The organism is Halotolerantifilum yawarlongkerapense, from assembly GCF_054506745.1.
Genome location: NZ_CP199719.1, coordinates 390,836 through 416,541 on the forward strand (window position 1 = coordinate 390,836; position 25,706 = coordinate 416,541).

Here is a 25,706-nt window from a genome sequence, read left to right on the forward strand (position 1 = left end):
AGATTCAAGAAGCTCTCATCTAGCATTTTTTGAGATGTCCGAAGAGGTGGTCGTTTGCCCCGGCCCCGACCATTCGAATGGCATAAAAAAAAGATGCCTCCCTTTCGGGAGACACCTGGCTGTATAGACTTATGCTTCTGTAGCTTCTGGATCGATCTTCTCCATCGTGATGCCTGTGTATCCGTAGAAAATGGAAACCAGCGGATTGATCAGGTTCAGGAAGGCGAAGGGCAGGTATGCGATCGTTGCCACGCCCAGTGTGGAGGACATGAACAGACCGCAGGAGTTCCAAGGAACCAGAGGCGATGTGAGCGTACCGGAGTCCTCGAGTACACGGGAGAGGTTCTTCGGATGGAGGCCCATCTCGTCGTAAATCTCCTTGTACATACGACCGGGAATAACGATCGCAAGGTACTGGTCACCGGCCACGAGGTTCATGAAGATAACCGTCAGGATCGTTGCGAGCACGAGGTTACCCACGTTCGTAGCGAACTTGAGGATTTGATCGGCAACTGCTTTGAGCATGCCGCTCTTCTCCATGATGCCGCCGAAGGTCATGGCGATCAGGATCAATGATACTGTCCACATCATGCTGTCGAGTCCACCCTTGGAGAGCAGATCGTCGATGGCAGCGATGCCAGACTCAGAATAGTAACCGTAGTGTGCAGCGTCGATGATGCTTCCGAGGCCAGAGCCCTGGAAGATCCATGCGAAAACGCCACCGATTAATACGCCACCCATCAGACCGGGCAGTGCAGGTGTACGCTTGACGACCATGCCGATAACCAGCAGTGGTGCGACCAAAAGAATGGGCGACAGGTTGAAGTTCGCCTCGAGACCCTGTAGGATCACTTGGATGCCTTCAGTATCTACGCTACCGCTTGCATAGCGCATACCGATGATGCCGTACAGCACCAGCGCGATCAGCAGCGATGGGCCTGTCGTGAAGAGCATGTGACGGATGTGATCGAAGAGCGTAGCGCCTGCAACAGCAGGGGCCAGGTTCGTCGTATCAGACAGCGGGCTCATCTTGTCGCCGAAGTAGGCGCCTGAGATGATTGCACCGGCCACGAGGCCGAGGGGCATACCCATACCGCCACCGACACCGATCAGGGCTACGCCCACCGTACCGGCAGTTGTCCAGCTTGAACCTGTGGAGAGCGATACGATCGCACAGATGATCGCAGCCGCCACGAGGAAGATTGCTGGCGATAAAAGCTTCAGTCCGTAGTAAATCATCGTAGGTACGACTCCGCTGAGGATCCAGGTTCCGATGACAGAACCGATGACCATCAGGATCAGGATGGCCCCCATGCTCATCTTGATCGTGTCGACGATCCCCTCTTCAAGTTCTTCCCATTTGAATCCGAGACCGAAAACGGCTACTATCGCTGCGACGACGGCAGCTGCGAGGATCGGGATATGAACGTCGGCACCGAATACGGTGAGACCGAAGAACAAAAAGGCGATCAGTGATAGGATTGGGATAAGTGCTAGTCCTAGTGTTGCTTGTTTCTTTGGCAAAATAATTCCCCCTTAATATAGAATTGTCTACATTATAGGGAACGACCCACACAAAAATTTAGATTTCGTCAGGTTCCTTCACCAAAGAAAGTTGAATTTGTTAAAAAAACGTTTAAATTTGCGCATCTTCTGACAATAACAGTAAATTTTCGATAAAACGCTTCACATTGATCTTCCCGCCGCCCTGCCGTTTACCTCGGATAAAATCCATCTCAGCCTTCACGTTTTCGAAGTCGTAGAGGGAGTTGGAGAAGCGCATGAAATTCTCATTCATGTAATCCTCAAGACCTACGTTGGCGATATTGGCCAGACCCTTGTTGATGGCACGTCGGATCCGTTGTTCCATGGCCCGGGGATTATCCGAGAGTTTCGCACAAATCTCACTGACTTTGAAATCAAACCGGTGACTGTTCTGTTCAATCATAACATCACAGATCTCCGAAATATCCCCACAGCCCTTCTCCCCCATGATCCCGAGTTTTGAAAAGATGAACTCGATGTTGCGGCGTTGGTCGACCTCGGGCTCCTCGTGTGCCTTCACCTGGACGTCCTCTCCGATGACCATACCTTTGATGATATTGAACTGCTTCTCAAGCGTCATCTTCTCCGACAGGATCTCAACAACGCGCGTCACCTCCACGCGGTTGATCGGCTTGTGGATAAAAAAGGACACACCCGAATCATAGGCTTTCTGCACCAGGTCCTTGGAACTCACCTGGCTGATCATAATGAAACGTGTCGTCTTGTTGGCCTCTCGCACGCGCTCGATAAGGCGGTTGCCATCCATGCCGGGCATCAAAAGATCCACGAGCACGATGTCGGGACGCTTGACGATCAGATCCGACAAGGCACGCTCTGGATCAGTGGCGAATCCAGCGATTTCTCCGAGTCCTTCCTCTTCAATCAGGTTCTCGAGCATTTTGATCACCAGGATATCGTCATCGATCAGGTAAAAGGTCATGGTTTATCCCTCCAGTAAACTTGTCTTCAGTGCAATGCGAAAGATGGTCCCTTTACCCTGGACCGAGGTGACCTCAATGGTCCCGCCGAAGCGATCTTCCACGAGCGTCTTGACCATGGTCAGGCCGATACCACGACCGACCTCACCCGTCACGTCGAATTTTGTCGAAAAGCCGGGATCGAAAATATAGGGTAGATTCTTTTCCTTGATGCCCTGACCATTGTCCTCGATCACGAACTCGTTATAGGTCTCCATACGATGGTGGCGCACCCAAATCCTATGGCCCGGGTCACAGGCTTCGATGGCATTCGAAATGAGGTTGCGCAGAATGCTCATCATATAGTAATGGTCTTGGATCTCCACGTCATCGCGAATATCATAGTTGATCTCGATGCCACTCTCCCCTTCTGTTTTCTCAAAACTCTCCTGCAGCAGGGCGACCAGATCCGTGAGCATCATCTTGCCGTAAAGCTCACCCTCCTGGCTCGTGCGTTCGATTCCCTTGATCACCTGGATATAGTTCTTTTTGATCTCATGGATATCCCGCGCGATGGAAAGGGAAAGTCGGGAGAAATCTCCCTCCTCCCCGCTGATCTCATAGAGTTTGTAAGCATCGCGCATGACTTCCTCGATGTACTGCATATTGTTGCGCATAAAGTAAATCTCACTCTTGAGATCCGAGACGAACTGCATGAAGTAACGGTAGCGCTCGAGGTCCGCCTCGCGTTTTTTGATCACGTCGAAGTATTTAAAGATCATCACCGCAACGAGTCCGATCATCGTTCGGATCAGCGCGGCGAGGACCAGGGTATTGAAAGTAAACAGATCGATGGCTGAGAAACCCGATCGTACGATAAGTTCAATGGTGTTCGCGAAGAAATCGGAGAACAATACCACGACAAACCATCGGCCGATCCCCTTCTCTTCGGAGCGGAAGAAGAATACATACAGGAGGAATCCATAGGTCAAATCAAAGATCAATATTGGAAAATCCACCAGTGTGGCTTCGGTAAAAGAGGCATAGGCCCCGGTGCCGAGTACTCCTCGGAAGAGGAGCCCCGTCGCACCGATGAACAAGGCCGTGATCATCGGATTAAGCTTGTGCTCAAAATAGTAAAAGACGGGTAGGATGGCCACCGACAGAGAGATGCGAAAATCATCTACCAGCACGTCTAAAAAGATCTGGCTTAAAAATGCATCGAACACAGCGATGAACAACATGTACTTCACCATCGACATAGCCTGCGAACACCTTCCTTCCCTACTCTTCCGATTATACCATATCGCACGAAAAAAAAGCCCCTCACGTGACCGTAACGGGTCTGTTTCACAGATCCGACGAGATCTGTAGGGGATCTTGACGAAAAACATCGGGGATCTGCGGAAGAGACACAAATGCCCGATGACGGGTTCCACCTCGGTTCATCCCACGTTTTCTCCAAGGGTCAGTGTCATCAGTTGCTCCCACATAGGCCCTAGCAATGCAGGAGAGGATGCCCACTGGCAACACTTTCCTAAGCCGGCATACACTGTACCATGACAAAAACCACGGCATAACCGTGGTCTTCATACAAATCCACTTATCGCATCACCGTGCGTTTTCGAGTAGCTAGAGGGAACCGGGTCATGTGGAAAGTACGGTGTCACTTCGTCTCATCAGGCCGGTTGGCGGTGTGATGAGATGGTCTCGTTTTCCCTGCTGACCATCTGGTAGTATTGACCCCGTTTTTTCATGAGCGTCCGGTGATCACCGGACTCCACGATTTTACCGGCCGAGAGCACACAGATCCTGTCAGCCTTTTTCACCGTCGCAAGCCGGTGTGCAATAATGATGCTCGTGCGATCGGACATCACGCGGTCGAGCGCACGCTGGATCGACTGCTCGGCCAGGGGATCCACGGAACTCGTGGCCTCATCCAAAATCAAGATCTTTGGATCCGATAGGATTGCGCGCGCCATGGCGATCAGTTGCTTCTGTCCTAGGGACAAATTGCTCCCCTCTTCCGAAATCACCGTCTCGTACCCTTCCTCAAGGTGCCGAATCATCTCGTGCACCCCCGTGATCTTGGCTGCCCGGATCATTTCCTCGCGGGAAGCCGCAGGTCGGCCGTACAGAATGTTATCTGCGATGGTTCCAGAGAAGAGCTGGGGCTTCTGGAGCACGTAACCAAAATAGGAACGAAGGGTTCCATGATCTAGAGCAGAGTAAGGGATCCCATCGACGAGCATCCCCCCTTCGGTGGGCTCGTAGAAACGGATCATCAGGTTCACCAGGGTGCTCTTTCCCGACCCCGTCTCCCCCACGAAGGCCACGGTTTCTCCAGCCCTCACTTGAAAGCTGAAATCTTCAAGGATCATAGTTCCCGGTTCGTAGGCAAAGGACACGTGATCAAAGACAAGTGCCCCCCTTTGCACGACGGTAACAGGGGCGGCGACCGCGAGCTCCCTCGCCGGGTCTTCCGCTTCCTCGAACAAACCCACGACCCTTTCCACGGCCGCTTCGCTACTGATCAGCTCGGAGAAAACCCGACTCATTTCCACGATTGGATCGAAAAGCCGCATGGCATAGTTGATGAACAGCACATAGGTGCCGTAGCTGATGGCTCCCCCTTCGGCGAGCAACCCACCCTGTACCAGCGCAAAAATCGTGCCCAGTGTCCCGATGCTCATGACGAGGGGTTGGTAGAAGGAGGAGAGTCTGCCAGAAGCGTAAGCCTCCCCGTACATATCACCGACCAGACCCTTGAAATCCTCCTTCTGGCGTGCGGCGCTGTCGATTATCTTCGAAACGATCGCACCGTGGATTGCCTCGGAAAAACGCCCCGTGATCGTCGCATTGTACTTACGCACCTCGCGCTGCCGGGCGATCATCTTCTTCTGGAAGAAGAGTGCCGCGAGTGCAAGCAGAGGCACCACCGTGAGGGTCACGAGGGCAAGCCGCCAATGGATGGACAGCATGATGCAGGCGATCAGGAGGACCGTGGACATCCCCCAGACCAGATCCACCATCCCCCAGGCCAGCGTATCACCGATCTTGGAGATGTCGCTGGTCAGGCGGCTGATGATCCAACCGTCGTTGTTTTTATCGTAGTAGGCTACGGGTAATCGCTGCAATTTCGTGAAGGCCTTTCGCCTCAGATCGTACACGACTGCCGCTTCGATTTTCCCAGAAAGATGGATGAAGAGGAAAATCATCAGCGCGAGGCCTAAGATCAAGCCCATATAGACCAAGGCGAAGGCCTTGAGTTTCTCGTCGGCCGCCGGGGTGATGATCTCATCGATGGCGTAGCGCGTCATCAGTGGGAAGGCCGAGTCGATCAGTGCCACGCTGATCATCATCAGGGCCAGTTTCTTCAGGCGACCGCTGACGTGTGCGAAGTGCACAGCGATCTTCCGCCACGTCTTCCATGTCGACATTGCTTTCAACTCCTATTCGAGGGACGTCGCGAGTCTGGCGCAGTCCCGATAACGTCCATTTGTTTTCAATAATTCCTCGTGCGTACCGGCCGCCACAAGCCGACCGGCCTCCATCAGGAAGAGACGATCGGCTCTGCGGACTGCAGAGAGGCGGTGGGATACAATCAGTGTTGTCCTTTTCTGCCCCAGCTTCTCGAGTTCGTCGAGAATTCTCGATTCCGTGGTCACATCCACGGCACTGAGCGGATCGTCGAAGAGATAGACATCACGTGGTTCATATAGGGTGCGCGCCAGGCTGACGCGCTGCTGCTGGCCTCCGGAGAGGCTGAGCCCTCGCTCCTCCACCATGGTATCGTAGCCGGCTTCAAACCCCATCACCGTGTGATGCAGGTCGGCATGCTCGGCCGCATGAACCACACGTTCGATCTGGCCACTTTTTTCCTGGGCGTGGATATTTTCCTTGATCGACTGGTGGAAGAGGAAACTCTCCTGCATCACCATGCCAAACCGCCGCCGCAGGTGCGATCGATCGATCTCCCTCAGGTTTACGCCGTCAAGAGTGATGCGTCCCTCATAAGGGTATAAGCCCATGAGTACCTTGAGGAGGGAGGACTTACCAGAACCGGCCGGGCCCAAAATACCGATGGTCTCGCCAGGTTGCACCTCAAAACTCACGTCACGCAGTGCCCTGCTCCCATCATGATAAGACATGGAGACATTTTCGAAACGGATCTGGCCGTGGAAAGAAGGATGCAGCAGGTTTGCATTCTCCTCCTCTTCAGCCGGACTATCCAGGATCTCGTCGATCCGACCGATGGCCACGGTAGCCTTACCAAACTCCGATAGAATTCGTCCGAGCTGCCTGACGGGCCAGATCAGCATGCCCTCGTAGCTGGTAAAGGCGATCAGCGTACCGAGGGTCATCTCTCCTTTCAGTGTGAGGAAAATGCCATAGTACAAGACGATTGCCGCCTGCGATAGTGTGATCAAGTCTGAGTAGGACCAGAAATATGCAAATTTTGTCACCAGTTTCTCAATGCGATCGGCATAGTCACGGTTGTGCACATCGAAATTCGCTTCTGCCCGTTCTTCATTCCCGAAAGCCCTGACCACGCGCACACCGGCGATGTTCTCGCCAAGGGTACTGGTCATGCGGGCTTCGGCTTCATCTGTGACGGTAAAATACCGTTTCACGATGAAGAAGAAGTAGACGGAGCTCGCGAAAATCAATGGCATCAGCCCCATGGCGACGAAGGTCATCTTGACATGCAACGTCAGCATCAGGCCCAGGATCAAGAAGAAAAGGAAGATCACCCTTGCGATCTCGACCACCTGAACGCCAATGAACCGGCGGATGGTCTCCACATCGGAGGTACACCTTTGGAGAAGATCTCCCTTCTCGTGCGTATCGTGTCCCGAGGCTTCCATCGCCAGGATCTGTCGGAACAACCGCTCCTTCAGATCTCTCGTTAGGTCCTCGGACAGATGGGCCGCGAGGGCCCCTTTCTTGTATTCGAAGAAGAATCGCAAGAGTGTGATCACTGCCATGACTATGCCTACTTTAAAAAAATCGACACCTAGCATTTCTTTCATCCATTTCATCTCGGGTTCAAGACCTCCGATGATCACATCGACTGTATAACGGATGATCAGCGGTGTGATGAGACTAAAGAGTGTGAAAATGATGACGTAGGCGATTTCTGCGACGATCGATTGTGTGTAGTGCTTGAGATATTTCAACATGTGCAACCTCCTTACCGGTTGGCTTGGGATAAAAAAAGACGCCCGGATAGCACCGTGGCGTCGTGAGGGTATGGAAAAATATACCTTCTGTGGGCATAAAAAAGCCACGGGTGTTGTACCCGTGGCATCTCGTTATGATAGCGGCGCGCTAAGAAAACCTCAGAGACGTTGCGGGTCCTGTGATGCAATTGTCAAGTACAGCTGTCTGAAGTGCGATTGGGTTACGAGCTACATATGCATTGATCAACATCACAAAACCTCCTTTCGTGTAAAAGTTTTTTTATACGCTAACAACAGTATAAGTGAATTTTCTAAACTTTCAACCCTTTTTTCTCATTTGTAACTTTTCTGTAAACTACCTTAACGCGGCGACCCATCGCGTTTGATAGGTTTGGCCTTGAGTGCCTTTACCGTGGCTTCCAATCCACTGTGCTCCACATAGCGGTCGATCAGCATCTCCGTGAGGTTCGATAAACTGTAAAGATGCGTCAGGAGTGCCTCGTCATCGCCCGCCGCTTCGCAGTCGGCGATGAGTTGGGTCAGGTAGTTCTTCTGACGTTCAAAAATCTCATCGGTCCTTTTATTCTGAAATTCATAGAATGCGTCGTGTATGATTACTTTCAAAGTGAATTCATCCTCCCAAGGTATCCAGTGCTTGTTTTAAATCGTCGATCAGATCTTCTTGGTGCTCGAGCCCAGCGGAAATTCGGATCAGGGACTTGGGGATCTTGGCCTCGGCGAGTGCCTCGTCCGAGTACCCCAGGTGCGTCATCCGCGCGGGCATTTCGATCAGCGTTTCACAATCACCAAGCGAAACGGCCAATGTCATCAGATCGAGGGCCTCAAAGAAGGTATCCACTCGATCGAGGTGTTCATCCTTCAGGGTAAAGGCCACCATGCCGCCCCGACCCTCCATCTGTCCTTCGATTCTCTCCGGTCGGTAGACGCGCTCCACCTCGGAGCGTCCGGAGAGGTAGTCGGCGATGGCATCGGCATTACGTTCGTGGCGGTCCATCCGGACGGCCAGTGTCTTCAAGCCCCTGAGCAACAAATAGGCATCGAAGGGGCTGAGGACTCCACCCAGTTCACACATGTAGTCGAACTTCAACCGGTTCACATACTCCTGATCGGAAGCGACGGCCACACCAGCCACCACATCCCCATGTCCTCCGATGTACTTGGTGGCGCTATGAACCACCACATCGGCTCCCAGACCGAGCGGTCTTTGCAAATAGGGGGTCATGAAGGTATTGTCCACCACCAGCGTAGCCTCACCCTTGTGCTTGGCGATGGCTACGAGATCGAGACTATCGAGAACGGGATTGGTCGGGGTCTCCAAGTAGACCACCTTTGCGTCTAGGGTCCCGAGCCGGGCGATTCCTTCCTCCGTGGCGAGATCCAGACTGATGGCCTCCACCTGATACTTTTTCATGAACTGAGTCAAGAAGGTGTAGCTTGATCCGTAGAGCGTCCGGTGGAAAACGACCCGGTCGCCCGGTGCCAAGAAAGACATCAATACGCTGGAAATCGCTGCCATACCCGAACCGAAGGCCACTGCACCCACACCGCCCTCTAGAGCAGCGATCCGTTCTTCGAAGTCCCGGAGCGTTGGATTGTTTCCCCTTGTGTAAACGTAATCCGACGATCGAAAATTCATCACATCGTCAACCTGTTGCAGATTGTCGAAGGAAAAGGTGCTCGTTTGATAGATCGGTGTGGTCAGCGCCCGGTGGGCGTTCTCGTGTTTGTCTTTTCCGTGGATGGTCATGGTTTCAAAGCGCATCGATCGGCTCACCTCTGTCCATATTTATGCAGGTAGAAGTCACGCATGGCGTCCACGTCACTCTCCGTGAGGCTCACGGGGCCGCCGAGCTGGTAGCTCAGGAGCGTGGCCATGGCCGATTTCTCCATGACCGCCACGATTTTGAAAGTCTCCTCGAGCGACGGGCCGCAGGCCAGGGCCCCGTGGTTGGCCAGGATTACCCCATTTCTCCCCTCGAGCGCCTTCACAGCCTCCCTGCCGAGTCCCTCGGATCCGGGTAGCACATAGTCCGTCACCCGGATGCCTCCACCACAAATCTGCACGAGATCCTCCGCCGAGGGTGGGAGCTCGTGACGGGCGATGGCAAAGGCCGTCAGATAGGGCGAGTGCGTGTGTATGATCGCTTTCACATCGGGTCGCGCCTTGTAGATCGCCAGGTGGAGCGGCCACTCGATGGAGGGCTTACGCTCCCCGTCGATCACCTCTCCCGCGAGGTTGAGCACGGGGATATCCGTTACCGACATGGTATCGTAGGCCATCCCGCTGGGCGTAATCGCCACGAGACCCGGATCATCCAGCCGGAGACTGATGTTCCCCCAGGTGCCCACCACATGATGTTCCTTCAACAGTTTGCAACCCATGGCCTGGATTCCTTTTCTGGCCACTCCCATTTTCATCATAGAACATCTCTCCCCTTCTATAGTTTGATCAGCGCATCGGCGCACGAGCACGCGGGATGTTCAGGAACCCGGAGCGTTGCGATAAAAGCATCCATCAGAAGCGCTTTCTTTGACGCCACACTCCCCATGATTTCATCGTGGGAAATGTGGTCGGTGACACCTGTACAAAAGTTGGTCACGATGCCGACGGATTGATAGCACATGCCAAGTTCTTTGGCCAATACCACCTCAGGGACACCGGTCATCCCCACCACGTCACCGCCGATCTGCCGGTAGAAGGCGATTTCGGCGGCCGTCTCAAAGCGAGGGCCCTCGGTACACACGTAAACGCCCGTCTGGTCGATCGTCAGTTCTTTTTCCCTCAGCCGGGAGGCCAGCACCTCGCGTAGCGAGGAGCAGTAGGGTTCCTCCATGCTCACGTGAGCCACGTCACCGTCCTCGAAAAAAGTAGAGGGTCTGGCCTTGGTAAAATCGAGAAAATCCGTGATCATGACGAGACTACCGGGAGGCAGGTTCTTGTGTACACTGCCCACGGCTCCTGTGGCCAGGATCCTCTTTACCCCCAGTTCCTTGAGAGCGTAGAGGTTGGCCTGGTAGGGAATCCGATGGGGAGCGTGGCTGTGGGTGCTCCCGTGACGGGGTAGAAAGACCACGTCGTTGACAAGGTAGACCCTCACCTCTCCATAGGGGGTAGAGACGGTTCGCTCCGCCATCTCCGCACCGGTGTCGTAGACCCCAGTGCCCCCGATGATCGCCCCGATCATCGGAGGGCCTCCGCCAAGGACCGGTCGAAGGGTGGCGTGAGAATCCCTTTTTCTGTGATGATCCCTGTGATCAGCTCTGCATCGGTCACGTCGAAGGCCGGATTATGACCCTCGATTCCCTCCGGAGCAATGCGTTCTTCTCCCACGAGGAAAATCTCCTCATAGGCGCGTTCTTCGATGGCGATATCAGCCCCACTTTTTGCCGATAGATCCACCGTGCTCGTGGGCGCCACGATATAAAAGGGCACGCCATAGTGCTTGGCCAGGAGACCCAGCATGAGTGTGCCGATCTTGTTCGCCGTATCACCATTGGCCGCGATGCGGTCGGCTCCCACCAAGATCACATCCACTTTTTTCGTTTTCATCAGATGGGCCGCAGCGCCGTCGGCCTGGAGGGCAAAGGGAATCCCGGCTTTCTTTAACTCGAAGGCCGTGAGTCTGGCCCCCTGGAGCCTTGGACGCGTTTCATCGGCATAGACGAAAAGGTCCCCGTGGGTATCGAAAGCCTTCTTGATGACACCAAAGGCCGTACCCAGATGGGCCGTGGCCAGTGCCCCGGTGTTACAGTGGGTCAGGACCGTCGATCCCGGGGGGACCACCGCGAGCCCGGCGGACGCCATGGCCTCATTGGTCGCGATATCCGCCTCGTGGATGGCCACGGCCTCCCTTTCGAGCGCTTGGAGCTGATCGGATAAAGGACGATCGTGACGGAGCACGCCCCTCATGCGATCCACCGCCCACATCAGGTTGACAGCGGTGGGGCGCGCCTGCTCGAGACGTTGCGAGAAGTCCTCAAGTGCCTCTGGCCGCCGCTCCGCAACAAGGGCCCTTGCCTCTAAGAGCAGGGCATAGGCCGCCGTCACACCGATGGCCGGTGCGCCCCTGACGACCATCGAGGCGATGGCCTCGATCAAGGGTTCCCCACGATCGTAAGAGATGTACCGTTCCACCGTGGGAAGCACGCGCTGGTCGATCAGCGTGAGGGTTTTGCCATCGTAGGTGATGCTCTTGAAATCACTCATGCCTGCTCCCCCCTCTTCACCAGATCGAAGGCCGCGCGTTCCCCGCGGGCAATAACCTGATCCTCATCCATCGTGGTGAGGCTACCCTCTTCCATCAGGATACGCCCATCGACCATCACCAGGGTGACATCCGAGGCCTGGGCAGAATAGACCATGGCAGCAGCCGGGTCAAAGAGCGGTCGCAGGTGGGGACGGTTGAGGTCCACGAGAATCAAGTCCGCGCGCTTGCCCACCTCTATGCTACCCACGAGATGATCGATGCCGAGCGCCTTGGCACCGTTGAGCGTGGCCATGCGCAGGACCAACATGGGGGAAAGCACCGTGGGGTCCTGTGTCAGGGCTTTATGGAGGATCGCCGTCACGTGCATTTCTTCAAAAAGATTCAAGTTGTTGTTCGAGCTGGCCCCATCGGTACCGATGGCCACATTGATCCCTGCCCCGAGATAATCACTCACGGGGCAGAAACCGCTGGCTAATTTCAGATTACTCTCGGGGTTGTGCACCAAGTGCACATCGTAGTGCGAAAGAATCTCCAGATCGTCAGGTGTCACGTGCACGCCATGGGCCATGACCACGGGCACCTCGAAGAGGCCTATGGACTCGAGATAGGCCACGGGTGTCATGCCGAACTGCTCGAGCGCTTCATCGTGCTCACGCTTTGTTTCCGAAACATGGATGTGAATACGCAGGCCCCTTTCCTTGGCATGGGCAATGATCGTCTCCAGTGTCATCCGGTCGCAGGTGTAGGGTGCGTGAGGGGCAAGCATGATCTGCAGGCGCCCATCGTCTGCTCCGTGGTAATCCCGGGCCAGCTGCACGGCGTCACGTATCTTATCCGCCACATCCTCACTGCTCACGATGCCCCGGTTGATGACCGCGCGGATACCCGTTTCGCGGGCCGCGCGGACCACATCATCGCAAAAGAAGTACATATCGTTAAAGGTCGTGACGCCGCTACGGATGGACTCTGCGATGGCCAGCATGGTGCCGTCGTAGACATCCTCCCCCGTGAGCTGGGCTTCAGCAGGCCAAATCTTCTCCGTGAGCCATTCGTGCAGCGGAAGTCCCTCCGCGTAATTTCTAAACAGGCTCATGGCCATGTGAGTGTGCGCGTTAATCAGTCCTGGCATCAGCAGGTGACCGCTGGCATCGATCACGCGATCGGCCTGACCTTCTACCTCACCGATGGCTGTGATCACACCCGCTTCAATGCGAAGATCCGCCTCAATGGGCCCATCGTCCACCATGGTCAAGATCCTTGCGTTTCTGATGATTGTTGTCATGTTATCTACGCCTCCTCCGTTGTCTTTTCTCTCCCCATTTTAACACAAAAAAAATCCCGTACAGGGATTTTCTAGCGGAATGAATACTCCCACCATTTGGTTTTCGCAGGAAAACTTGAAGTGGGAGCTTCTTAGCAGGTTTTAGACCCGTAGATTGCTCTTCCTCAAATACGGCTTGAACGCAGAAACCTAAACTGCTTTCAACTAAGACTCCGCATCCAGGCTAATGATGGATCTTCTTCGTATAAACTTAACAAAGGAAAGATTCTAGCCCAATCTACGGTGCAAAAACGAAGGGAGAGAGCATTCTTTACCACTAGTAGCATTGTCATACTCTGTAGTTAACTTGATTGTCAACCAGCCGACTGAGTAGCCTTACAAAAAAGAAAGTACTCAAGAGAGAAGAAACAGAGCCCAAGCAGGCTCTGTAATGCCTAACCCCCACCTATAGAACAAGGGGTTAGGCTTTTTTATGAGTTCAGCCGAATTTTCGGTACCTCCTGTAACGCCGATCGAGGCGTTCCTTTTCCGAGAGCCCCCACAGGTTTTCGAGATCTGCGATGAACTGTGCGCGCATACCCTCCATTTCGCTTGAGTCAACGGCCCGTGGTGTATCCAGTATACCGTCGATGATCCCCATGCGTAGGAGGTCCTCCGGGAGGATCTGCATGGACGTAGCAATTTCCGGTGCCTTGGATGCATCCTTGTGCAAGATGGCTGCGAAGCCCTCCGGTGACAGGATCGCGTACATCGAGCGGTCGACCATATAGACTTTGTCACACAGTGCAAGGGCCAGGGCACCTCCGCTGCCCCCCTCACCCGTGATCACCGCGATGGTGGGGACTGAGAGTCCAGCAAGGGCCTTGAGGTTTTCAGCTATCGCCATTCCCTGCCCCCGTTCCTCCGCTCCCAGGCCACAGTAGGCACCGGGCGTATCAATCAAACAGATGACGGGGCGGTTGAATTTCTCTGCCTGTCGCATCAGGCGCAGGGACTTCCGGTATCCTTCGGGATGCGGCATACCGAAGTTCCTTGCGATATTCTCGTCCACATCGCGCCCCTTTTGTATCCCGATAACCGTCACGGGCTTTCCATTGAGCCGGGCCAGGCCGCCGACGACCGCGCGGTCTTCTCCGAAGGCCCTGTCACCATGACAAGCGAAATAATCCCCAAAGATGCCTTCGATGTAATCGAGTGCGGTCATCCGACCGGTCGCCCGCGCCGACTGCACGCGCTCCCAAGTGGTCGGTGGCTTCTCCCTTTGATCGAGCTTCTTACGAATCTCCTCGATCTCACGGCTCAGGTCCACCTCGCCGGCGTTTTTCTCCAGCGTCTCGAGCATTTGTCTTAACGCGTCCATGCACACACCTCCTCGTTCTGGTGGTAGTCGATGAGTTGCACCAGGGTACGCTTCATCTCACGTCGGGGAACGACGGCATCGACGAAACCCTTTTCGAGCAAAAACTCAGCCCGCTGGAATCCCTCGGGTAGCTTTTGGCGGATGGTCTCTTCGATCACGCGCGGACCGGCGAAACCGATCAGGGCACCGGGTTCTGCCAAAATCAGATCGCCGAGCATGGCGAAACTGGCCGTGACCCCACCCGTGGTGGGATCGGTGAGAACGGAGAGGTAGAATCCCCCCTCCCGGTGGTGACGTTCAAGGGCTGCGGTCACCCGGGCCATCTGCATGAGGGATAAGATCCCCTCCTGCATCCTGGCACCACCGGAGGCCGAAAACAAGACCACGGCTAGGCCTTCCTCGGTCGCCCTTTCAAATAACGTGCACAGAATCTCCCCCACTTCGCTGCCGAGAGATCCCATGAGAAAGTCAGCGTCCATCACACCTATGGCCACGGCTCTACCATCGATGGTGCAACGCCCGGCCGTCGCGGCCTCCCGATGACCCGTTCTCTTGCGCAGGGTTTGAAGCTTCTCAAGATACCCGGGAAAGGCGAGGGGATCCTCTGCGACGGGACCGATAGCAAAGGGGGCAAAGCTCCCCTCGTCCACGAGATCAGCCAGTCGCTCCTCCCGACCGAGCCGTCGCTTCGCACCGCAGGTGGGGCACCGCTTGTCCCCGCTGTTCTCCTGCAGGCAGACGGGACATCGGATCACGCCACTGCTGATCGATGCCGCCTCTGGCTTGACCTGGGGCAAGGTGATGTATTGGGTCTTTCGAAAGAATTTATCTAGCATCTACTTCTCCTCCAGGGTCTTGGTATGATACGTGCCATCGAGAAACGCCGTGTCCCGCATCAGCTCTTTCAGATAGGAGACATTGGTCTTGATTCCCTCGATCAGGAGTTCGTCGAGCGCATGGCGCATGGCACCAATGGCCTCTTGCCTCGTCGCACCGTGGACGATCAACTTGCCGATCAACGCATCGAAGTAGGGCGGGACCTTGTAGCCGTCGTACAGGTGGCTGTCCCAACGGGTCCCGGGTCCTCCAGGGACGTGAAACAGGCGCACCTGACCCGGTGAAGGCCTGAACCCTTCTGACGGATCTTCGGCATTGACGCGACACTCGATCACGTGACCGGCAGAAGCCGACACCGTCGGGAGCGGTTCACCCGCCGCGATGCGGATCTGCAGGGCCACAAGGTCGTTGCTCGTCAGCATCTCGGTGACCGTGTGCTCAACCTGGATGCGTGTGTTCATCTCGATGAAAAAATACCGCCCCTGACCGTCAACGAGAAACTCAACAGTACCTGCACCCCTGTACCCCGTCAACCGACAAAGATCTTCCGCCGACTTTCCCAGGGCTTCGGAAAGAGCGGGCGCTACGGTTGCACCCGGTGATTCCTCTACGATCTTTTGATGCCGTCGCTGCATGGAGCAGTCACGTTCCGGAAAGACCACCACGTTCCCGTGGTGGTCGGCCAGCACCTGGACCTCAAGGTGCTTGGGCCTTTCCAGGTACATCTCCAGGTAAAGACGGTCGTCTCCAAAGGCCGCTTTCGCTTCGGCCGAAGCCGTTTGGTAAGCGGCAGTGAGTTCCTCTCGTCGGTTGACGACCCGCATCCCGCGGCCACCGCCTCCGCTGACGGCTTTGAAAAGGACGGGATACCCGAGCTCATCGGCAATCGTCATCGCCTCTTTGACATCCGCGAGCGGTCCTTCGGAACCACCGATGACAGGGACCCCAGCTTCGACGGCCAAACGTCGTGCCTCCGCCTTGTCTCCCAACCGGATCATGGTCTGCGGATCCGGGCCGATCATCACGATCTGTTTGTCCAGGGCTTTCTCAAAGAATGCGGCGTTCTCCGAGAGGAATCCGTATCCGGGATGGATCGCCTCGGCACCGGTGACAAGGGCAGCGCTGATGAGACGATCGGGCATGAGGTAGGAACGGTGGTCGCCGATGCAGACGGCCTGGTCGGCCATCTGAACAGCCAACGTCTCACGATCCTCCTCAGCGTAGGCAACGACCACTGCACAGTCGAGCCGTTTGAGCGCCCGCAGAATCCTGAGAGCAATTTCTCCCCTGTTGGCGATCAGTACCTTTTGAAACATCACGCGTCCACCTCAATGCGAACGAGTACATCGCCGTACTCGCAGAGGCTGGCGTCCGCCTTCTCGACGGACAGCACGCGACCGCCGATCTTGGACTTGATCTCGTTCATCACCTTCATGGCCTCGATGATCCCAACCACCTGACCGACCTCCACACGATCCCCGGGGCGAACGAAAGGGGCTTCTCCGGGTGCGGCCGCTTCGTAGAAGATTCCGACGAGCGGGGCACACACCGTTTCGACATTCGCCGCTTCCTGTTCCATCATCGGTTCTGGTGCCGCTTGCTGGTCTAGGGATGCCACCGTAGGTCGGGATTGCTGCCCCTCTTTCGCGAGGGACAGTTTTCCGCCGGGCAGTTCGAGTTCGAACGAAGACGCGGTGCTCTGGTCAAATGCATGTAAGATCTCAAGGATCATCTCTCTATCCATGGTTCTCCTCCTTCTGTCTGTTGACCTTCATTTTATTATTAGAGTCAGGTGTTGTCAATAGTTATTAGTATCTGGTACTAACATTGGGCAAGAAGAAAGACCCGCGAAATGTGCGGATCAGAAGGTCACTTTTTCATAATTGTCTTCTACGTATCGACTGAGCGAATAGAGGTAATCCGACAGGCGGTTGATGTAGCGAATGACCTCTGGATTGATGGTCTCTTCATGGGCCAGGTGTATGATCCGTCGCTCTGCCCTCCGGCAGACGGTCCGCGCCAGATGAAAGTAACCGCTCTCGATGTTATCACCCGGGATCACGAAGTACTCCGGAATCTCGAAAAATGCTAGGAGACGATCGATCTCATGCTCGATACCCTCGACATCTTCCGCCTCGATCGTCCGCATCAAGATGCTCGTATCCACGGTGGCCAGCTCGGCACCCACGTCGAACAATCGTCGCTGCACATCGTGGAGAAACTTCTGCGTGGGTCCGTCCTTGATATAGTGCTTGCAGATCCCAAGGAGCGCGTTCAACTCATCCACGGTGCCGTAGGCTTCCACACGGCTATCGTCTTTAAAAATCTCGGTGGCATCGAAGAGCGAGGTCCTCCCCTTGTCGCCAATTTTGGTATAGATAATCTCTTTGTTCTCTTCACTCATCACTGGACACCTCCAGGTTAATCGGTATGGTATAGGTCGGTTCGATCGCTTCTAGGGTCACTGTACAGCCCACGGCATGGATGGTCACGCCCCCGGTTTCAGCATCACGCAGAGCGTTGGCAAATTCAGGATCCATCGATGCATTGGGGCGAAAAACGCTGGCGTAATCAAACTGGACCAAGAAGACGACACTACACTTATACCCAAGAGCGCGTGCTTCTACCAACTCCCGAAGGTGTTTTGTCCCACGGAGCGTCGGAGCGTCGGGGAAGGCCGCAATCCCGTCCCTTTCGAGGGTCACTCCCTTGACTTCGATCAGGTGTTTGGTTTCGGGCAGAAATAGGTCGAAACGGGAGTTGAGGACCGTTACCTCCCGCTCGATTGTGCTTTCGGGAGCAAAGGGCAGCAGTCCCTTGCGAATGGCCTCGATCACCAATGCATTGGGAATATGGGAGTCGATACTGATGAGCTTGTCCCCTTTCTCGGTCAAACGAAGGGTATAAGCCGTCTTGCGATGCTCTTTTTCAGCGTAATCCACGTAGACCCGGTTACCTGGAAAAAGCAGTTCGCTGAGACGACCGGTGTTGGGAATGTAACAGCGGTGGTGCTTGCCAGCCACGTCAATGATCCCCACGAAGCGGTTCTTCTTCTCGACGAAGGTCACACCTTGCAGGGGATTAAAATCCATGAGAAACGCCTCCAAGCTTTTTTTGCATGAGCGTGCTCCGTCCGAAGTCAGGATCCTCCTCTTCGTTCACCATCTGGTAACCGAGCCCCTCGTAGAAAGAACGTGCCGTCAAGCTGGCGTGTAGGATCACCCGCTCTCGACCCCTTTCGGCGAGTTCAGCTTCTAAAAAAGTCATCATCCTGCGTCCGTGGCCATGACCCATCAGGGTGGGCTCGGAAAAAAGGCCGATGATCTCGTTCTCCATCAAAGCTCCGGTAAGGACCACCTTCCCTTCTTCTTCTAGGACAAATTGATCACCACGATCGATGATTTCCTCGATACGGTCCGCACTGTAGTGCGTGATCATGAAGCGGATCACGTGATCTGGATAATCACGGGTGTTCACTTGGGTTAGCGAGCGGCGGATCACCCCCTGGATTGCCGGGATATCACGACGGCAGGCGCTTCTAATCGGCATTGGCCACAGCCTCCTTTAAGGTTTGTATCGTACGGTCGACCAGGCTCTCATCGATAGCAAGCGCATAGTAGGTAAGAGTCCCTTCCCCGGTCTCCAGAGAAAAATAATCGTAATGATAGGTAGCAAGGACGCCCTCTTCCCTTGGGAAGATCCACCCGTACTGTAGATACGAAAGTCGCGGACGCCATGAGGCATGGGTCGGTGTGGTCGTCTGCAGTGCTTTGGGACCGACAAAAGCCACTTCAGGCGACGGATGGAAGGACGAGAGCACGAGCCCCTTGAGGTCGTAAATGACCAGTTCTCTTAAGAGGGTCTCATCCACCTCCCGATCGGGACCGAAGGCGTAGGCACCGTAAAAAGCGCCTAGGTAGGGACTCTCGGGATCAAAGAAGGGCGAGCTGAACAAGTCCGCAGACCTAAAGCCATAGTGGATCGTCACCGGTTCACCCCTGAAACTGGACAGGTGGTAGCGGTAGGGTTTGGAGAACGCCTGCGTGATGTCCCCGGGAAACTCGGGTTCAGGGCCCACCCGATCGTGGATCAAGTTGTTCACCGGCCGAAGCAGTACCGGTACCGTGGTGTTGGCAGAGAGGATCACCAAGATCAAAAAGAGCAACTGAAGCTTCCGCTTAGCCGAGGACATTGAAGGCCTCGAGCAACCGGGGTATCGTTTGTTTCTTTCGGGAAACGACACCTTCTACAAAGCGTCCCTGGTGCATCTTGCCGCCGAAGGCCAGGGAAAGCAGACGTTCGTTCTGGGCCTCATAGAGGAGGTAAGAACCCTCCTTGATGATGTCGGTGATCATCATGAGCGTGAGATGGTGATCCTTACTCTCGTGCAGATTGGTGAGTTTCTCGAGAATCTCCTCCTTGCGCTCAAAGAGATGTTCGATATCCAACGTGAAAAGCTGGCAGATCCCCACCTTGTAACCGTGGAGATTGAAGGCCTTGAAGTCCTTCATCACCAGGCTATCCACATCAGCCCCTTCGATTTTGGTCCCTTCTCTGAACATGTCAAGGGCAAACTGGTCGAGATTCAGATCGATCAGCCCGAGCAGCTCGTCCACGACGCGTTTGTCCTGATCGGTGGTGGTCGGAGACTTGAAGTAAAGGGTGTCGGAGATGATCCCTGCAATCATCAAACCGGCGATTTGCGGTGCGATCGCAATATCCTGCTCACGGTAAAGACTGTAGATGATCGTGTTGGTGCTCCCCACGGGCATATTGCGAAAGCAGATGGGCACGTGGGTAGAGAGGTCTCCCAGTTTGTGGTGGTCCACCACCTCAAGAATCTCCGCTTCCTCGATACCCTCGGCGCTCTGCCCGTATTCGTTGTGGTCCACGAGGATCACCCGTTTGCGTCCTGGGTTCAAGATATGTCGGCGCGCCACCGTACCGAGGTAACCACCGTTCTCATCGATCACGGGATAACGCGAGTGTTGGTTGGTTTGCATCTCTTCTTTCAGTTCCTCGAGATAGGCTGACACCCGGAATGTGACCAGATGCTTGGACTTCATGATCTGGTGGATGTAGTTGAGCTGGTTGACCAGCTTGGAGGTAATATAAGTATCGTGGGGGCTACCGATCAGGCTCACCCCACGTTCGGAGGCCAGCTCAATCAGATGATCGGAAACCTCCAATCCTCCGGTTACGATGATCAGCTGTACACCGTGCTCAATCGCCCGTTCGATGACATCGAAGCGGTCTCCCACGAGCATCACCGTGGAAGGGGTGAGCGGCACCTCGCGTTTGAAGGTCCCGTAGTGGTAGGCTGCTACCATGATGCTCCCTTCGATCCCTTCGTGTGCCTGGTGATACACCTTGGCATTGAGACCGTCGATGATGTTACGAAAAGACGTGGACAGGCGATAGTAGTTGCCCGTGATAAGGGCCATTGAAATATCCCTCATCGTCACGATCCCGAGGAGCTTGCGCTCGCTATCGATGATCGGGAGCGTCCGGATCCTATGGTCCTTCATAAAATTAAAGGTCTTCAGAATCGACGCGTCAGGTCCCATCGCCGGGGTCCTGTCATAGGCTAGGTCCGAGACCTGTACGCGAACATCCTCTAAAAGAGGAGGTAGGTCGTGATCGAAACGTTCGAGCACGTAGGCTGTCTCACGGTTCACGGGGCCCAGCCGATAGGCCTGTGCCTCCATGCCCATAGCGCGTTTCAAAGCCTCGAGGGCAATGGACGACGCGATGCTGTCGGTATCTGGGTTGATGTGGCCGAAGATTTTTACGGACAAGAGAACACCTCTCCTTCGGTTCAGGGGTTTACAGCGGCGGCTGTCTCCGGTTATACTAAATACAAAGTGATGTCCATTATCAAAGGTGTAGCGTAGGAGGTGCAATGTGTTTTTCGAAGACGTATCACAAGAGAAGTTTGACGATCAATATGACAAGGTTTATCTCAGCATGGTCAAAAAAATGGCGGACGATCCCCACTATGGCACTGCAAAGCTGAAAGAATTCATCGACAGTCTCTACGTCCTCCAAGGTAACGACTGGCTCGGACGGGGCGAAGCCTATCACCAGAATCTTTCCGCCACCATCGCAGCCTGTGAGACCCTTTACGGCGAACGATTGGAAAAAGAGTAGCATGGCCCTTAGAAGCCATCGCTACTCCTTTTTTTCATTATCGGATGATCAAATCCTCCAGGGCCCGTTTCGGTACGTAGTGAACGCCCTTTTCGTCACGATGATACTTCACGTCACCTGTGAAGGGTTCGAGCTCCACCGTCTCCACGGGTCTACCCAAGGCGATGACCATCAGGATCTCCAGCGTATCCGGTAGATCGAGTGCTTTTCTGAGGCCGTGCTTGTCGATGGCCCCGAACATACAGCCTCCGAACCCATCTTCAGCGGCGGAGAGCAAGATCGTCTGAGCCGCAATGCCATGGTCCCAAAAAGGATTGGAGCTTATCTCCTTATCGAGGGCCACCGTCAAATAGGCCGTCGGCATCTCTTCCGTTTCTGGACCCGCCCAATCCGTCAGGTAGCCCGCCCACTTCAGGTGAGGAAATACTGCTGTCTCCCCCTCGTCATCCAAAGAAATTTTATACTTGAGCGGCTGTAGGTTGGCCGCTGAGCTGGCCAGGTGCGCATTATCGATCCAACCCAGGATCTGTTCTTCTGTCAACTTCACGCTGCGGTCGAAACGTCTGTACGAACGGTTCTTTCTGACTAATTCTCTAATCACCGGCTAAATCCTCCTTCATTTGTCCCTTGTTTTTACGTAGAAAATTCCATTTGGTCTCTGCCGTCAGTATACCCAAAAAGATCAGGAGAAAACCAAGTGCCATTTTAATGGTCAGCGGCTCGGAGAGCAAGAGGATTGACAAACCCGTTCCGAAAACCGATTCCAACGAAAGGATGATCGCCGCGTGCGTGGCGCTCGTGTACTTTTGAGCCGTCGTCTGAACCAAGAAACAGAACAGGGTACTGAAAACGGCGAGGTACATCATACTCCCGAAGCTCAACCAGCTGTGTGCAGTGGGAAATGGATCGAAAAAAGGTGCAGTGATCCAACTCAAGCCCGCGGCAACACCAAACTGAAGGATCGTGAGGACCACGGTGTCCTCTTCCTTCGCAAAAATTCCGATGGAGACCATGTGCGCGGCGAAACCTAGAGCGCAGACCAACGTCAGCGCATCTCCCCGGTTGAAAGAAACCTCACCACGAAGCGAAAGGAGACCGATGCCCGCCAGTGTGACGAAGGCAGCGATCAGATTGTAACGATCCGGTCGGTCGCGGCTGACGATCCAATACAAATAAGGTACGATCACAACGTAAACCGCCGTGAGAAAGGCATTTTTCGAGGCTGTGGTATACTGCAGACCGACGGTCTGTGCCGCGAAGGCCAGGTACAAAAATAGGCCGATGATCAGGCCGCCTCTGATGGCACGTGGCTCCATACCCACTAGTTTTTTGTGAAAAACAGCGGCCATCAACAAGAAGGCCAAGGTGAATCGAAAGGCCATGATATAGAGCGGCGCATAGGCCTCGAGGGCCCATTTAGATGCAACGAAGCCGCTCCCCCAGACAAAGGCCACAAAGACGAGCGCAAGGTCCGCCTTGATGCTTTTTTTCATTCTTAATCCCTCCCTACTCATTAGCATAGCACAAGAGAGCGCTTTAAAATGAGAAAAATCCTTTCGAACCTCGAAAGAAATGGTAGAATGGGCTGGAGGAGTTGATTTGATGACACTAGAGAACCGGCGAATCGCCGCTTTCACCGCGATATTCTGCTCGATTCTGTGGGGCAGTGCCTTCCCCACGCTCAAAGTGCTTTACAAGGTTCTGGCCGTACCGGCTGGTAACGTCCCCATGAAATGGCAGTTGGCCGGCTTCCGATTTTTCCTCGCCGCTCTCATGGTGGGTATCGTCTCCTCGGCCGTCTTTAAGATCGACCTGAGGATCCGCAAAAAGGATCTTGGCCTCTTCATTGCACTCGGTCTCCTGCAGACCTTTCTCCAGTACACCTTCTTCTACGTTGGTGTCGGCAACACCAGCGGGATCATCTCGGCGATCCTCACGACTTCGGGCACTTTTTTTACCGTTCTGGTGGCGCATTTTTTTATCACTGGCGATCGATTGAACCGACACAAGATCCTAGGCATCGTCCTGGGCTTCGCAGGGATCCTGATCTTGAACCTCGGTGGCGATGCCACCTTCCGCCCCGTCTTCCGTTTGACGGGCGAGGGTTTCCTGCTCGGCGCTGGACTGACCAACGCCTTCGCGATCCTACTGGTGAAGCGTCTCATCAAGAGCTACCATCCCTTTGTGGTCAATTTCTACCAGCTGCTAATCGGCTCCACCTTGCTGGTCCTGCTCGGGGTGACCACGGGTGGTGGCGTCACCCCGGTGAACGGTGCGGGGCTGGGGCTCCTCCTCTACGGGGGCTTCATCACTTCAGCTGCCTTCTCTCTTTGGTACGCCCTGCTTATGCACCACGCGGCCGGCGAGATCACCATCTATAAGTTCGTAATTCCCATCGCAGGCTCCCTGCTCTCGGCCTTGTTCTTACCGGATGAAAGCTTCACACCCCTCATCTGGATCAGTCTGGGACTGACGAGCATCGGCATGATCAACCTGTATTTACGGGGGTTCCTAGCGTCTTTGTCGCACGCCCACCGATGAATATTCCCCTTTCCTTTTCGAAGGAAACCACCCCAAAATACCGTCGGATCATGGATCCCGTCCGTCTGTTCAGGTGACAACCGGAGGCCATGCGTTTCCACAGGGGCGTGGCCGCGTTGAAAAGTGGCGCCGCCACCGGATGCTCCGGAAGGACGTGTTCGATGAAGAGATACTGTCCACCGGGCTTGAGGACGCGGTGGATCTCCTCGAGACCGGTCCCTGGATCTTCCACGGAGCAAAAGAGCAACGTTGCAATCACCGTATCAAACGTTTCCGATGCAAAGGGAAGGCTCATCACGTTGCCTTCCCTTTTTTCTGTGATCAGTTCGGAGCTATGATCCGGCCGCTCGAGATCCAAAATCCGATAGGTTTCAATCAGCGACCGATTGATATGCGGCAGATTGGCCCCTGTGCCGAAGCCAATCTCGAGCACATCGCCCGAGGCGTAGGGCATGATCTGCTGCCTAAGGTCTCCAACAGTTCCCTTCTCGAAGGGAAGCATGAAGAGGTCGTAGCCATTCATCGAAAGCCTCCGATCCATTCGTAGACGAAGGCTTCCAGCAGGTCGCTCGTCTCTGTCAAGGATTGTTCCAGCGATACGATCCGCCTGAGCACGCAGTGCACGCTGCAGTCGGCCACCTCGTGGAGCTGTTCGTAACCGTCTTCCAGTCCCGCTGCCAAGACGAGCCCGTAGACCCCGTGTCGCTTAGCGAGTCGCAAGACACCCACCGGAAGCTTCTGCCGAAGGGTCTGGTGGTTCACCACGCCCTCAGCCGTGACCACCAGATCGTACTGCTCCCTTGCGAATCGACCCTCCAGATCCAGGAGCCCGGAAAGCACTTCGAACCCAGGCGATAGCTTCGCACCGAGATAGGACAAAAGGGTGGCCCCGATGCCCCCTGCCGCGCCGGCACCCGGGGCTCGGCTGTCGTGGTCTCCGATGAGTGCCCCCAACCGTCGGAGACCGCGATCGAGCCTACGGACCATGGCGGGATCGGCACCCTTTTGAGGCGCATAGACATGGGCAGCTCCCTGGAGACCGTAGAGGGGGTTGTCCACATCGCAGAGCACCTCGATCGTCACACCGGCCAGTGGGTCTTCCGTAGGCGGGTGGATTTCTTGGAGGGCGTAAAGATCCTCTCCATAGCCCGCGAGCTCCCTTCCGCTTTCGTCTAGTAAACGGTAGCCCAGTGCTCTCAGCATACCGAGCCCACCGTCGCTCGTGGCGCTACCCCCGATGCCCAGGGTGATGCGATCAAATCCCATCGCCGCTGCATGGAGAAGCATCTCACCCACACCGTAAGTCGTCGTGCGCTCTGGATTCTTCTCATCGGACGCCAAATGTCCGATCCCCGCGACCTCGGCCATCTCAAGGTAGGCACGGTGATCGTCAAGATCAAGATAACGCGCCTCGATCCGATTGCCGAGGGGGCCGGTGGCCTCTAGGTCCACATACCTGCCCCCGATCAGGGAGGCAATCGACGCCATGGTCCCCTCTCCCCCGTCACCCAGTGGAATCTTGTGCACCTTTGCGTCGGGTTTCCGACGGAGGACCCCCCTCTCGATGGCGTTGGCGACCCCTTCCTGTTGTAGACTTTCTTTAAACCCATCGGGAATGATACAAATTTTCAAGGGCGCTCCTCCTTGCGAATTGTGTAGTTT

Annotated in this window: 26 protein-coding genes; 2 read left to right on the forward strand and 24 right to left on the reverse strand. The window is 55.1% G+C overall.

Annotated features, from left to right (window positions below; all coding sequences use genetic code 11):
• Positions 1 to 129: 129 nt before the first annotated feature.
• The 20 genes from nhaC to ACULM0_RS02020 all read right to left on the reverse strand — a co-directional run bounded on the left by nhaC (position 130) and on the right by ACULM0_RS02020 (position 21,151).
• Positions 130 to 1,524 carry a Na+/H+ antiporter NhaC gene (gene nhaC, locus ACULM0_RS01925; RefSeq protein WP_463678771.1) on the reverse strand — a complete coding sequence of 465 codons (1,395 nt, stop codon included), beginning with the start codon at positions 1,522 to 1,524 and terminating at the stop codon, positions 130 to 132.
• Between the two features lie 112 nt (positions 1,525 to 1,636).
• Positions 1,637 to 2,485: a response regulator gene (locus tag ACULM0_RS01930; RefSeq protein WP_463678772.1), complete on the reverse strand. Its 849-nt coding sequence runs from the start codon at positions 2,483 to 2,485 to the stop codon at positions 1,637 to 1,639.
• 3 nt (positions 2,486 to 2,488) lie between these two features.
• Entirely contained in the window at positions 2,489 to 3,724 is a 1,236-nt protein-coding gene (locus ACULM0_RS01935; protein WP_463678773.1) for a sensor histidine kinase, read from the reverse strand.
• A 417-nt stretch (positions 3,725 to 4,141) separates the two neighbouring features.
• Positions 4,142 to 5,902, reverse strand: a complete 1,761-nt coding sequence (locus tag ACULM0_RS01940) for an ABC transporter ATP-binding protein (protein WP_463678774.1) — start codon at positions 5,900 to 5,902, stop codon at positions 4,142 to 4,144.
• 12 nt (positions 5,903 to 5,914) lie between these two features.
• Positions 5,915 to 7,645, reverse strand: coding sequence for an ABC transporter ATP-binding protein (locus ACULM0_RS01945; RefSeq protein ID WP_463678775.1), 1,731 nt, complete (start codon positions 7,643 to 7,645; stop codon positions 5,915 to 5,917).
• A 360-nt stretch (positions 7,646 to 8,005) separates the two neighbouring features.
• The gene (locus ACULM0_RS01950) at positions 8,006 to 8,269 is read right to left on the reverse strand and encodes a hypothetical protein (RefSeq protein ID WP_463678776.1); all 264 of its coding nucleotides are present in this window, start codon (positions 8,267 to 8,269) and stop codon (positions 8,006 to 8,008) included.
• Positions 8,270 to 8,276: 7 nt separating this feature from the next.
• Complete coding sequence (locus tag ACULM0_RS01955) at positions 8,277 to 9,428, reverse strand: trans-sulfuration enzyme family protein (RefSeq protein WP_463678777.1); 1,152 nt, start codon at positions 9,426 to 9,428, stop codon at positions 8,277 to 8,279.
• Positions 9,429 to 9,436: 8 nt separating this feature from the next.
• On the reverse strand, positions 9,437 to 10,087 hold the full coding sequence (locus ACULM0_RS01960; RefSeq protein WP_463678778.1) for a class II aldolase/adducin family protein: 651 nt from the start codon (positions 10,085 to 10,087) through the stop codon (positions 9,437 to 9,439).
• Positions 10,088 to 10,104: 17 nt separating this feature from the next.
• A complete protein-coding gene (locus ACULM0_RS01965) occupies positions 10,105 to 10,851 on the reverse strand; it encodes an MTAP family purine nucleoside phosphorylase (RefSeq protein WP_463678779.1) in 747 nt (248 codons plus the stop codon).
• Positions 10,848 to 11,873, reverse strand: a complete 1,026-nt coding sequence (gene mtnA, locus ACULM0_RS01970) for an S-methyl-5-thioribose-1-phosphate isomerase (RefSeq protein ID WP_463678780.1) — start codon at positions 11,871 to 11,873, stop codon at positions 10,848 to 10,850. Before mtnA ends, ACULM0_RS01965 begins: the two co-directional genes overlap by 4 nt.
• The gene (locus ACULM0_RS01975) at positions 11,870 to 13,156 is read right to left on the reverse strand and encodes an amidohydrolase (protein ID WP_463678781.1); all 1,287 of its coding nucleotides are present in this window, start codon (positions 13,154 to 13,156) and stop codon (positions 11,870 to 11,872) included. Before ACULM0_RS01975 ends, mtnA begins: the two co-directional genes overlap by 4 nt.
• Before the next feature lie 478 nt (positions 13,157 to 13,634).
• Positions 13,635 to 14,516: an acetyl-CoA carboxylase carboxyl transferase subunit alpha gene (accA, locus tag ACULM0_RS01980; RefSeq protein ID WP_463678782.1), complete on the reverse strand. Its 882-nt coding sequence runs from the start codon at positions 14,514 to 14,516 to the stop codon at positions 13,635 to 13,637.
• Complete coding sequence (locus ACULM0_RS01985; RefSeq protein WP_463678783.1) at positions 14,504 to 15,352, reverse strand: acetyl-CoA carboxylase carboxyltransferase subunit beta; 849 nt, start codon at positions 15,350 to 15,352, stop codon at positions 14,504 to 14,506. Before ACULM0_RS01985 ends, accA begins: the two co-directional genes overlap by 13 nt.
• On the reverse strand, positions 15,353 to 16,669 hold the full coding sequence (locus ACULM0_RS01990) for an acetyl-CoA carboxylase biotin carboxylase subunit (protein ID WP_463678784.1): 1,317 nt from the start codon (positions 16,667 to 16,669) through the stop codon (positions 15,353 to 15,355).
• Positions 16,669 to 17,097: an acetyl-CoA carboxylase biotin carboxyl carrier protein gene (locus ACULM0_RS01995; RefSeq protein WP_463678785.1), complete on the reverse strand. Its 429-nt coding sequence runs from the start codon at positions 17,095 to 17,097 to the stop codon at positions 16,669 to 16,671. The genes ACULM0_RS01990 and ACULM0_RS01995 overlap by 1 nt, the downstream gene beginning before the upstream one ends.
• A gap of 117 nt (positions 17,098 to 17,214) precedes the next feature.
• Positions 17,215 to 17,757 carry a cob(I)yrinic acid a,c-diamide adenosyltransferase gene (locus ACULM0_RS02000; protein WP_463678786.1) on the reverse strand — a complete coding sequence of 181 codons (543 nt, stop codon included), beginning with the start codon at positions 17,755 to 17,757 and terminating at the stop codon, positions 17,215 to 17,217.
• Positions 17,750 to 18,445 carry a DNA/RNA nuclease SfsA gene (gene sfsA / locus ACULM0_RS02005; RefSeq protein ID WP_463678787.1) on the reverse strand — a complete coding sequence of 232 codons (696 nt, stop codon included), beginning with the start codon at positions 18,443 to 18,445 and terminating at the stop codon, positions 17,750 to 17,752. Before sfsA ends, ACULM0_RS02000 begins: the two co-directional genes overlap by 8 nt.
• Positions 18,435 to 18,902: a GNAT family N-acetyltransferase gene (locus tag ACULM0_RS02010; RefSeq protein ID WP_463678788.1), complete on the reverse strand. Its 468-nt coding sequence runs from the start codon at positions 18,900 to 18,902 to the stop codon at positions 18,435 to 18,437. Before ACULM0_RS02010 ends, sfsA begins: the two co-directional genes overlap by 11 nt.
• Positions 18,892 to 19,545 (reverse strand): hypothetical protein, encoded by a 654-nt coding sequence (locus ACULM0_RS02015; RefSeq protein ID WP_463678789.1) that lies wholly within the window; start codon positions 19,543 to 19,545, stop codon positions 18,892 to 18,894. The genes ACULM0_RS02010 and ACULM0_RS02015 overlap by 11 nt, the downstream gene beginning before the upstream one ends.
• Positions 19,532 to 21,151: a putative manganese-dependent inorganic diphosphatase gene (locus ACULM0_RS02020; protein WP_463678790.1), complete on the reverse strand. Its 1,620-nt coding sequence runs from the start codon at positions 21,149 to 21,151 to the stop codon at positions 19,532 to 19,534. The genes ACULM0_RS02015 and ACULM0_RS02020 overlap by 14 nt, the downstream gene beginning before the upstream one ends.
• Positions 21,152 to 21,257: 106 nt before the next feature.
• Between ACULM0_RS02020 and ACULM0_RS02025 the strand changes: the two genes are divergently transcribed.
• The gene (locus ACULM0_RS02025; RefSeq protein WP_463678791.1) at positions 21,258 to 21,503 is read left to right on the forward strand and encodes a hypothetical protein; all 246 of its coding nucleotides are present in this window, start codon (positions 21,258 to 21,260) and stop codon (positions 21,501 to 21,503) included.
• A 37-nt stretch (positions 21,504 to 21,540) separates the two neighbouring features.
• On the opposite strand, the gene ACULM0_RS02030 is transcribed toward ACULM0_RS02025, so the two are convergent.
• A complete protein-coding gene (locus ACULM0_RS02030) occupies positions 21,541 to 22,104 on the reverse strand; it encodes a nitroreductase family protein (protein ID WP_463678792.1) in 564 nt (187 codons plus the stop codon).
• A complete protein-coding gene (locus ACULM0_RS02035; protein WP_463678793.1) occupies positions 22,097 to 22,996 on the reverse strand; it encodes a DMT family transporter in 900 nt (299 codons plus the stop codon). Before ACULM0_RS02035 ends, ACULM0_RS02030 begins: the two co-directional genes overlap by 8 nt.
• A 109-nt stretch (positions 22,997 to 23,105) precedes the next feature.
• On the opposite strand from ACULM0_RS02035, the gene ACULM0_RS02040 reads away from it, so the two are divergent.
• Positions 23,106 to 24,044, forward strand: a complete 939-nt coding sequence (locus ACULM0_RS02040) for a DMT family transporter (protein ID WP_463678794.1) — start codon at positions 23,106 to 23,108, stop codon at positions 24,042 to 24,044.
• On the opposite strand, the gene ACULM0_RS02045 is transcribed toward ACULM0_RS02040, so the two are convergent.
• Both ACULM0_RS02045 and ACULM0_RS02050 read right to left on the reverse strand, forming a co-directional pair.
• Positions 23,992 to 24,567: a class I SAM-dependent methyltransferase gene (locus ACULM0_RS02045; RefSeq protein WP_463678795.1), complete on the reverse strand. Its 576-nt coding sequence runs from the start codon at positions 24,565 to 24,567 to the stop codon at positions 23,992 to 23,994. The two genes, ACULM0_RS02040 and ACULM0_RS02045, sit on opposite strands and share 53 nt — an antisense overlap.
• Positions 24,564 to 25,676 carry a glycerate kinase family protein gene (locus ACULM0_RS02050; protein WP_463678796.1) on the reverse strand — a complete coding sequence of 371 codons (1,113 nt, stop codon included), beginning with the start codon at positions 25,674 to 25,676 and terminating at the stop codon, positions 24,564 to 24,566. Before ACULM0_RS02050 ends, ACULM0_RS02045 begins: the two co-directional genes overlap by 4 nt.
• Positions 25,677 to 25,706 lie beyond the last annotated feature (30 nt).

Excerpts from the sequence above, each read along its gene's own strand:
- ACULM0_RS01940 (WP_463678774.1), bottom strand. The coding sequence starts at position 5,902 with ATGTCGACATGGAAGACGTGGCGGAAGATCGCTGTGCACTTCGCACAC.
- accA (WP_463678782.1), bottom strand. The coding sequence starts at position 14,516 with ATGGACGCGTTAAGACAAATGCTCGAGACGCTGGAGAAAAACGCCGGC.
- ACULM0_RS02010 (WP_463678788.1), bottom strand. The coding sequence starts at position 18,902 with ATGCCGATTAGAAGCGCCTGCCGTCGTGATATCCCGGCAATCCAGGGG.
- ACULM0_RS02015 (WP_463678789.1), bottom strand. The coding sequence starts at position 19,545 with ATGTCCTCGGCTAAGCGGAAGCTTCAGTTGCTCTTTTTGATCTTGGTG.
- sfsA (WP_463678787.1), bottom strand. The coding sequence starts at position 18,445 with ATGGATTTTAATCCCCTGCAAGGTGTGACCTTCGTCGAGAAGAAGAAC.
- ACULM0_RS01975 (WP_463678781.1), bottom strand. The coding sequence starts at position 13,156 with ATGACAACAATCATCAGAAACGCAAGGATCTTGACCATGGTGGACGAT.
- ACULM0_RS01965 (WP_463678779.1), bottom strand. The coding sequence starts at position 10,851 with ATGATCGGGGCGATCATCGGGGGCACTGGGGTCTACGACACCGGTGCG.
- ACULM0_RS01930 (WP_463678772.1), bottom strand. The coding sequence starts at position 2,485 with ATGACCTTTTACCTGATCGATGACGATATCCTGGTGATCAAAATGCTC.
- ACULM0_RS01995 (WP_463678785.1), bottom strand. The coding sequence starts at position 17,097 with ATGGATAGAGAGATGATCCTTGAGATCTTACATGCATTTGACCAGAGC.
- ACULM0_RS01990 (WP_463678784.1), bottom strand. The coding sequence starts at position 16,669 with ATGTTTCAAAAGGTACTGATCGCCAACAGGGGAGAAATTGCTCTCAGG.
- ACULM0_RS01945 (WP_463678775.1), bottom strand. The coding sequence starts at position 7,645 with ATGTTGAAATATCTCAAGCACTACACACAATCGATCGTCGCAGAAATC.
- ACULM0_RS02000 (WP_463678786.1), bottom strand. The coding sequence starts at position 17,757 with ATGAGTGAAGAGAACAAAGAGATTATCTATACCAAAATTGGCGACAAG.
- ACULM0_RS02035 (WP_463678793.1), bottom strand. The coding sequence starts at position 22,996 with ATGAAAAAAAGCATCAAGGCGGACCTTGCGCTCGTCTTTGTGGCCTTT.
- ACULM0_RS01955 (WP_463678777.1), bottom strand. The coding sequence starts at position 9,428 with ATGCGCTTTGAAACCATGACCATCCACGGAAAAGACAAACACGAGAAC.
- ACULM0_RS01935 (WP_463678773.1), bottom strand. The coding sequence starts at position 3,724 with ATGTCGATGGTGAAGTACATGTTGTTCATCGCTGTGTTCGATGCATTT.
- ACULM0_RS01985 (WP_463678783.1), bottom strand. The coding sequence starts at position 15,352 with ATGCTAGATAAATTCTTTCGAAAGACCCAATACATCACCTTGCCCCAG.
- ACULM0_RS02045 (WP_463678795.1), bottom strand. The coding sequence starts at position 24,567 with ATGAATGGCTACGACCTCTTCATGCTTCCCTTCGAGAAGGGAACTGTT.
- mtnA (WP_463678780.1), bottom strand. The coding sequence starts at position 11,873 with ATGAGTGATTTCAAGAGCATCACCTACGATGGCAAAACCCTCACGCTG.
- ACULM0_RS02040 (WP_463678794.1), top strand. The coding sequence starts at position 23,106 with ATGACACTAGAGAACCGGCGAATCGCCGCTTTCACCGCGATATTCTGC.
- ACULM0_RS01960 (WP_463678778.1), bottom strand. The coding sequence starts at position 10,087 with ATGATGAAAATGGGAGTGGCCAGAAAAGGAATCCAGGCCATGGGTTGC.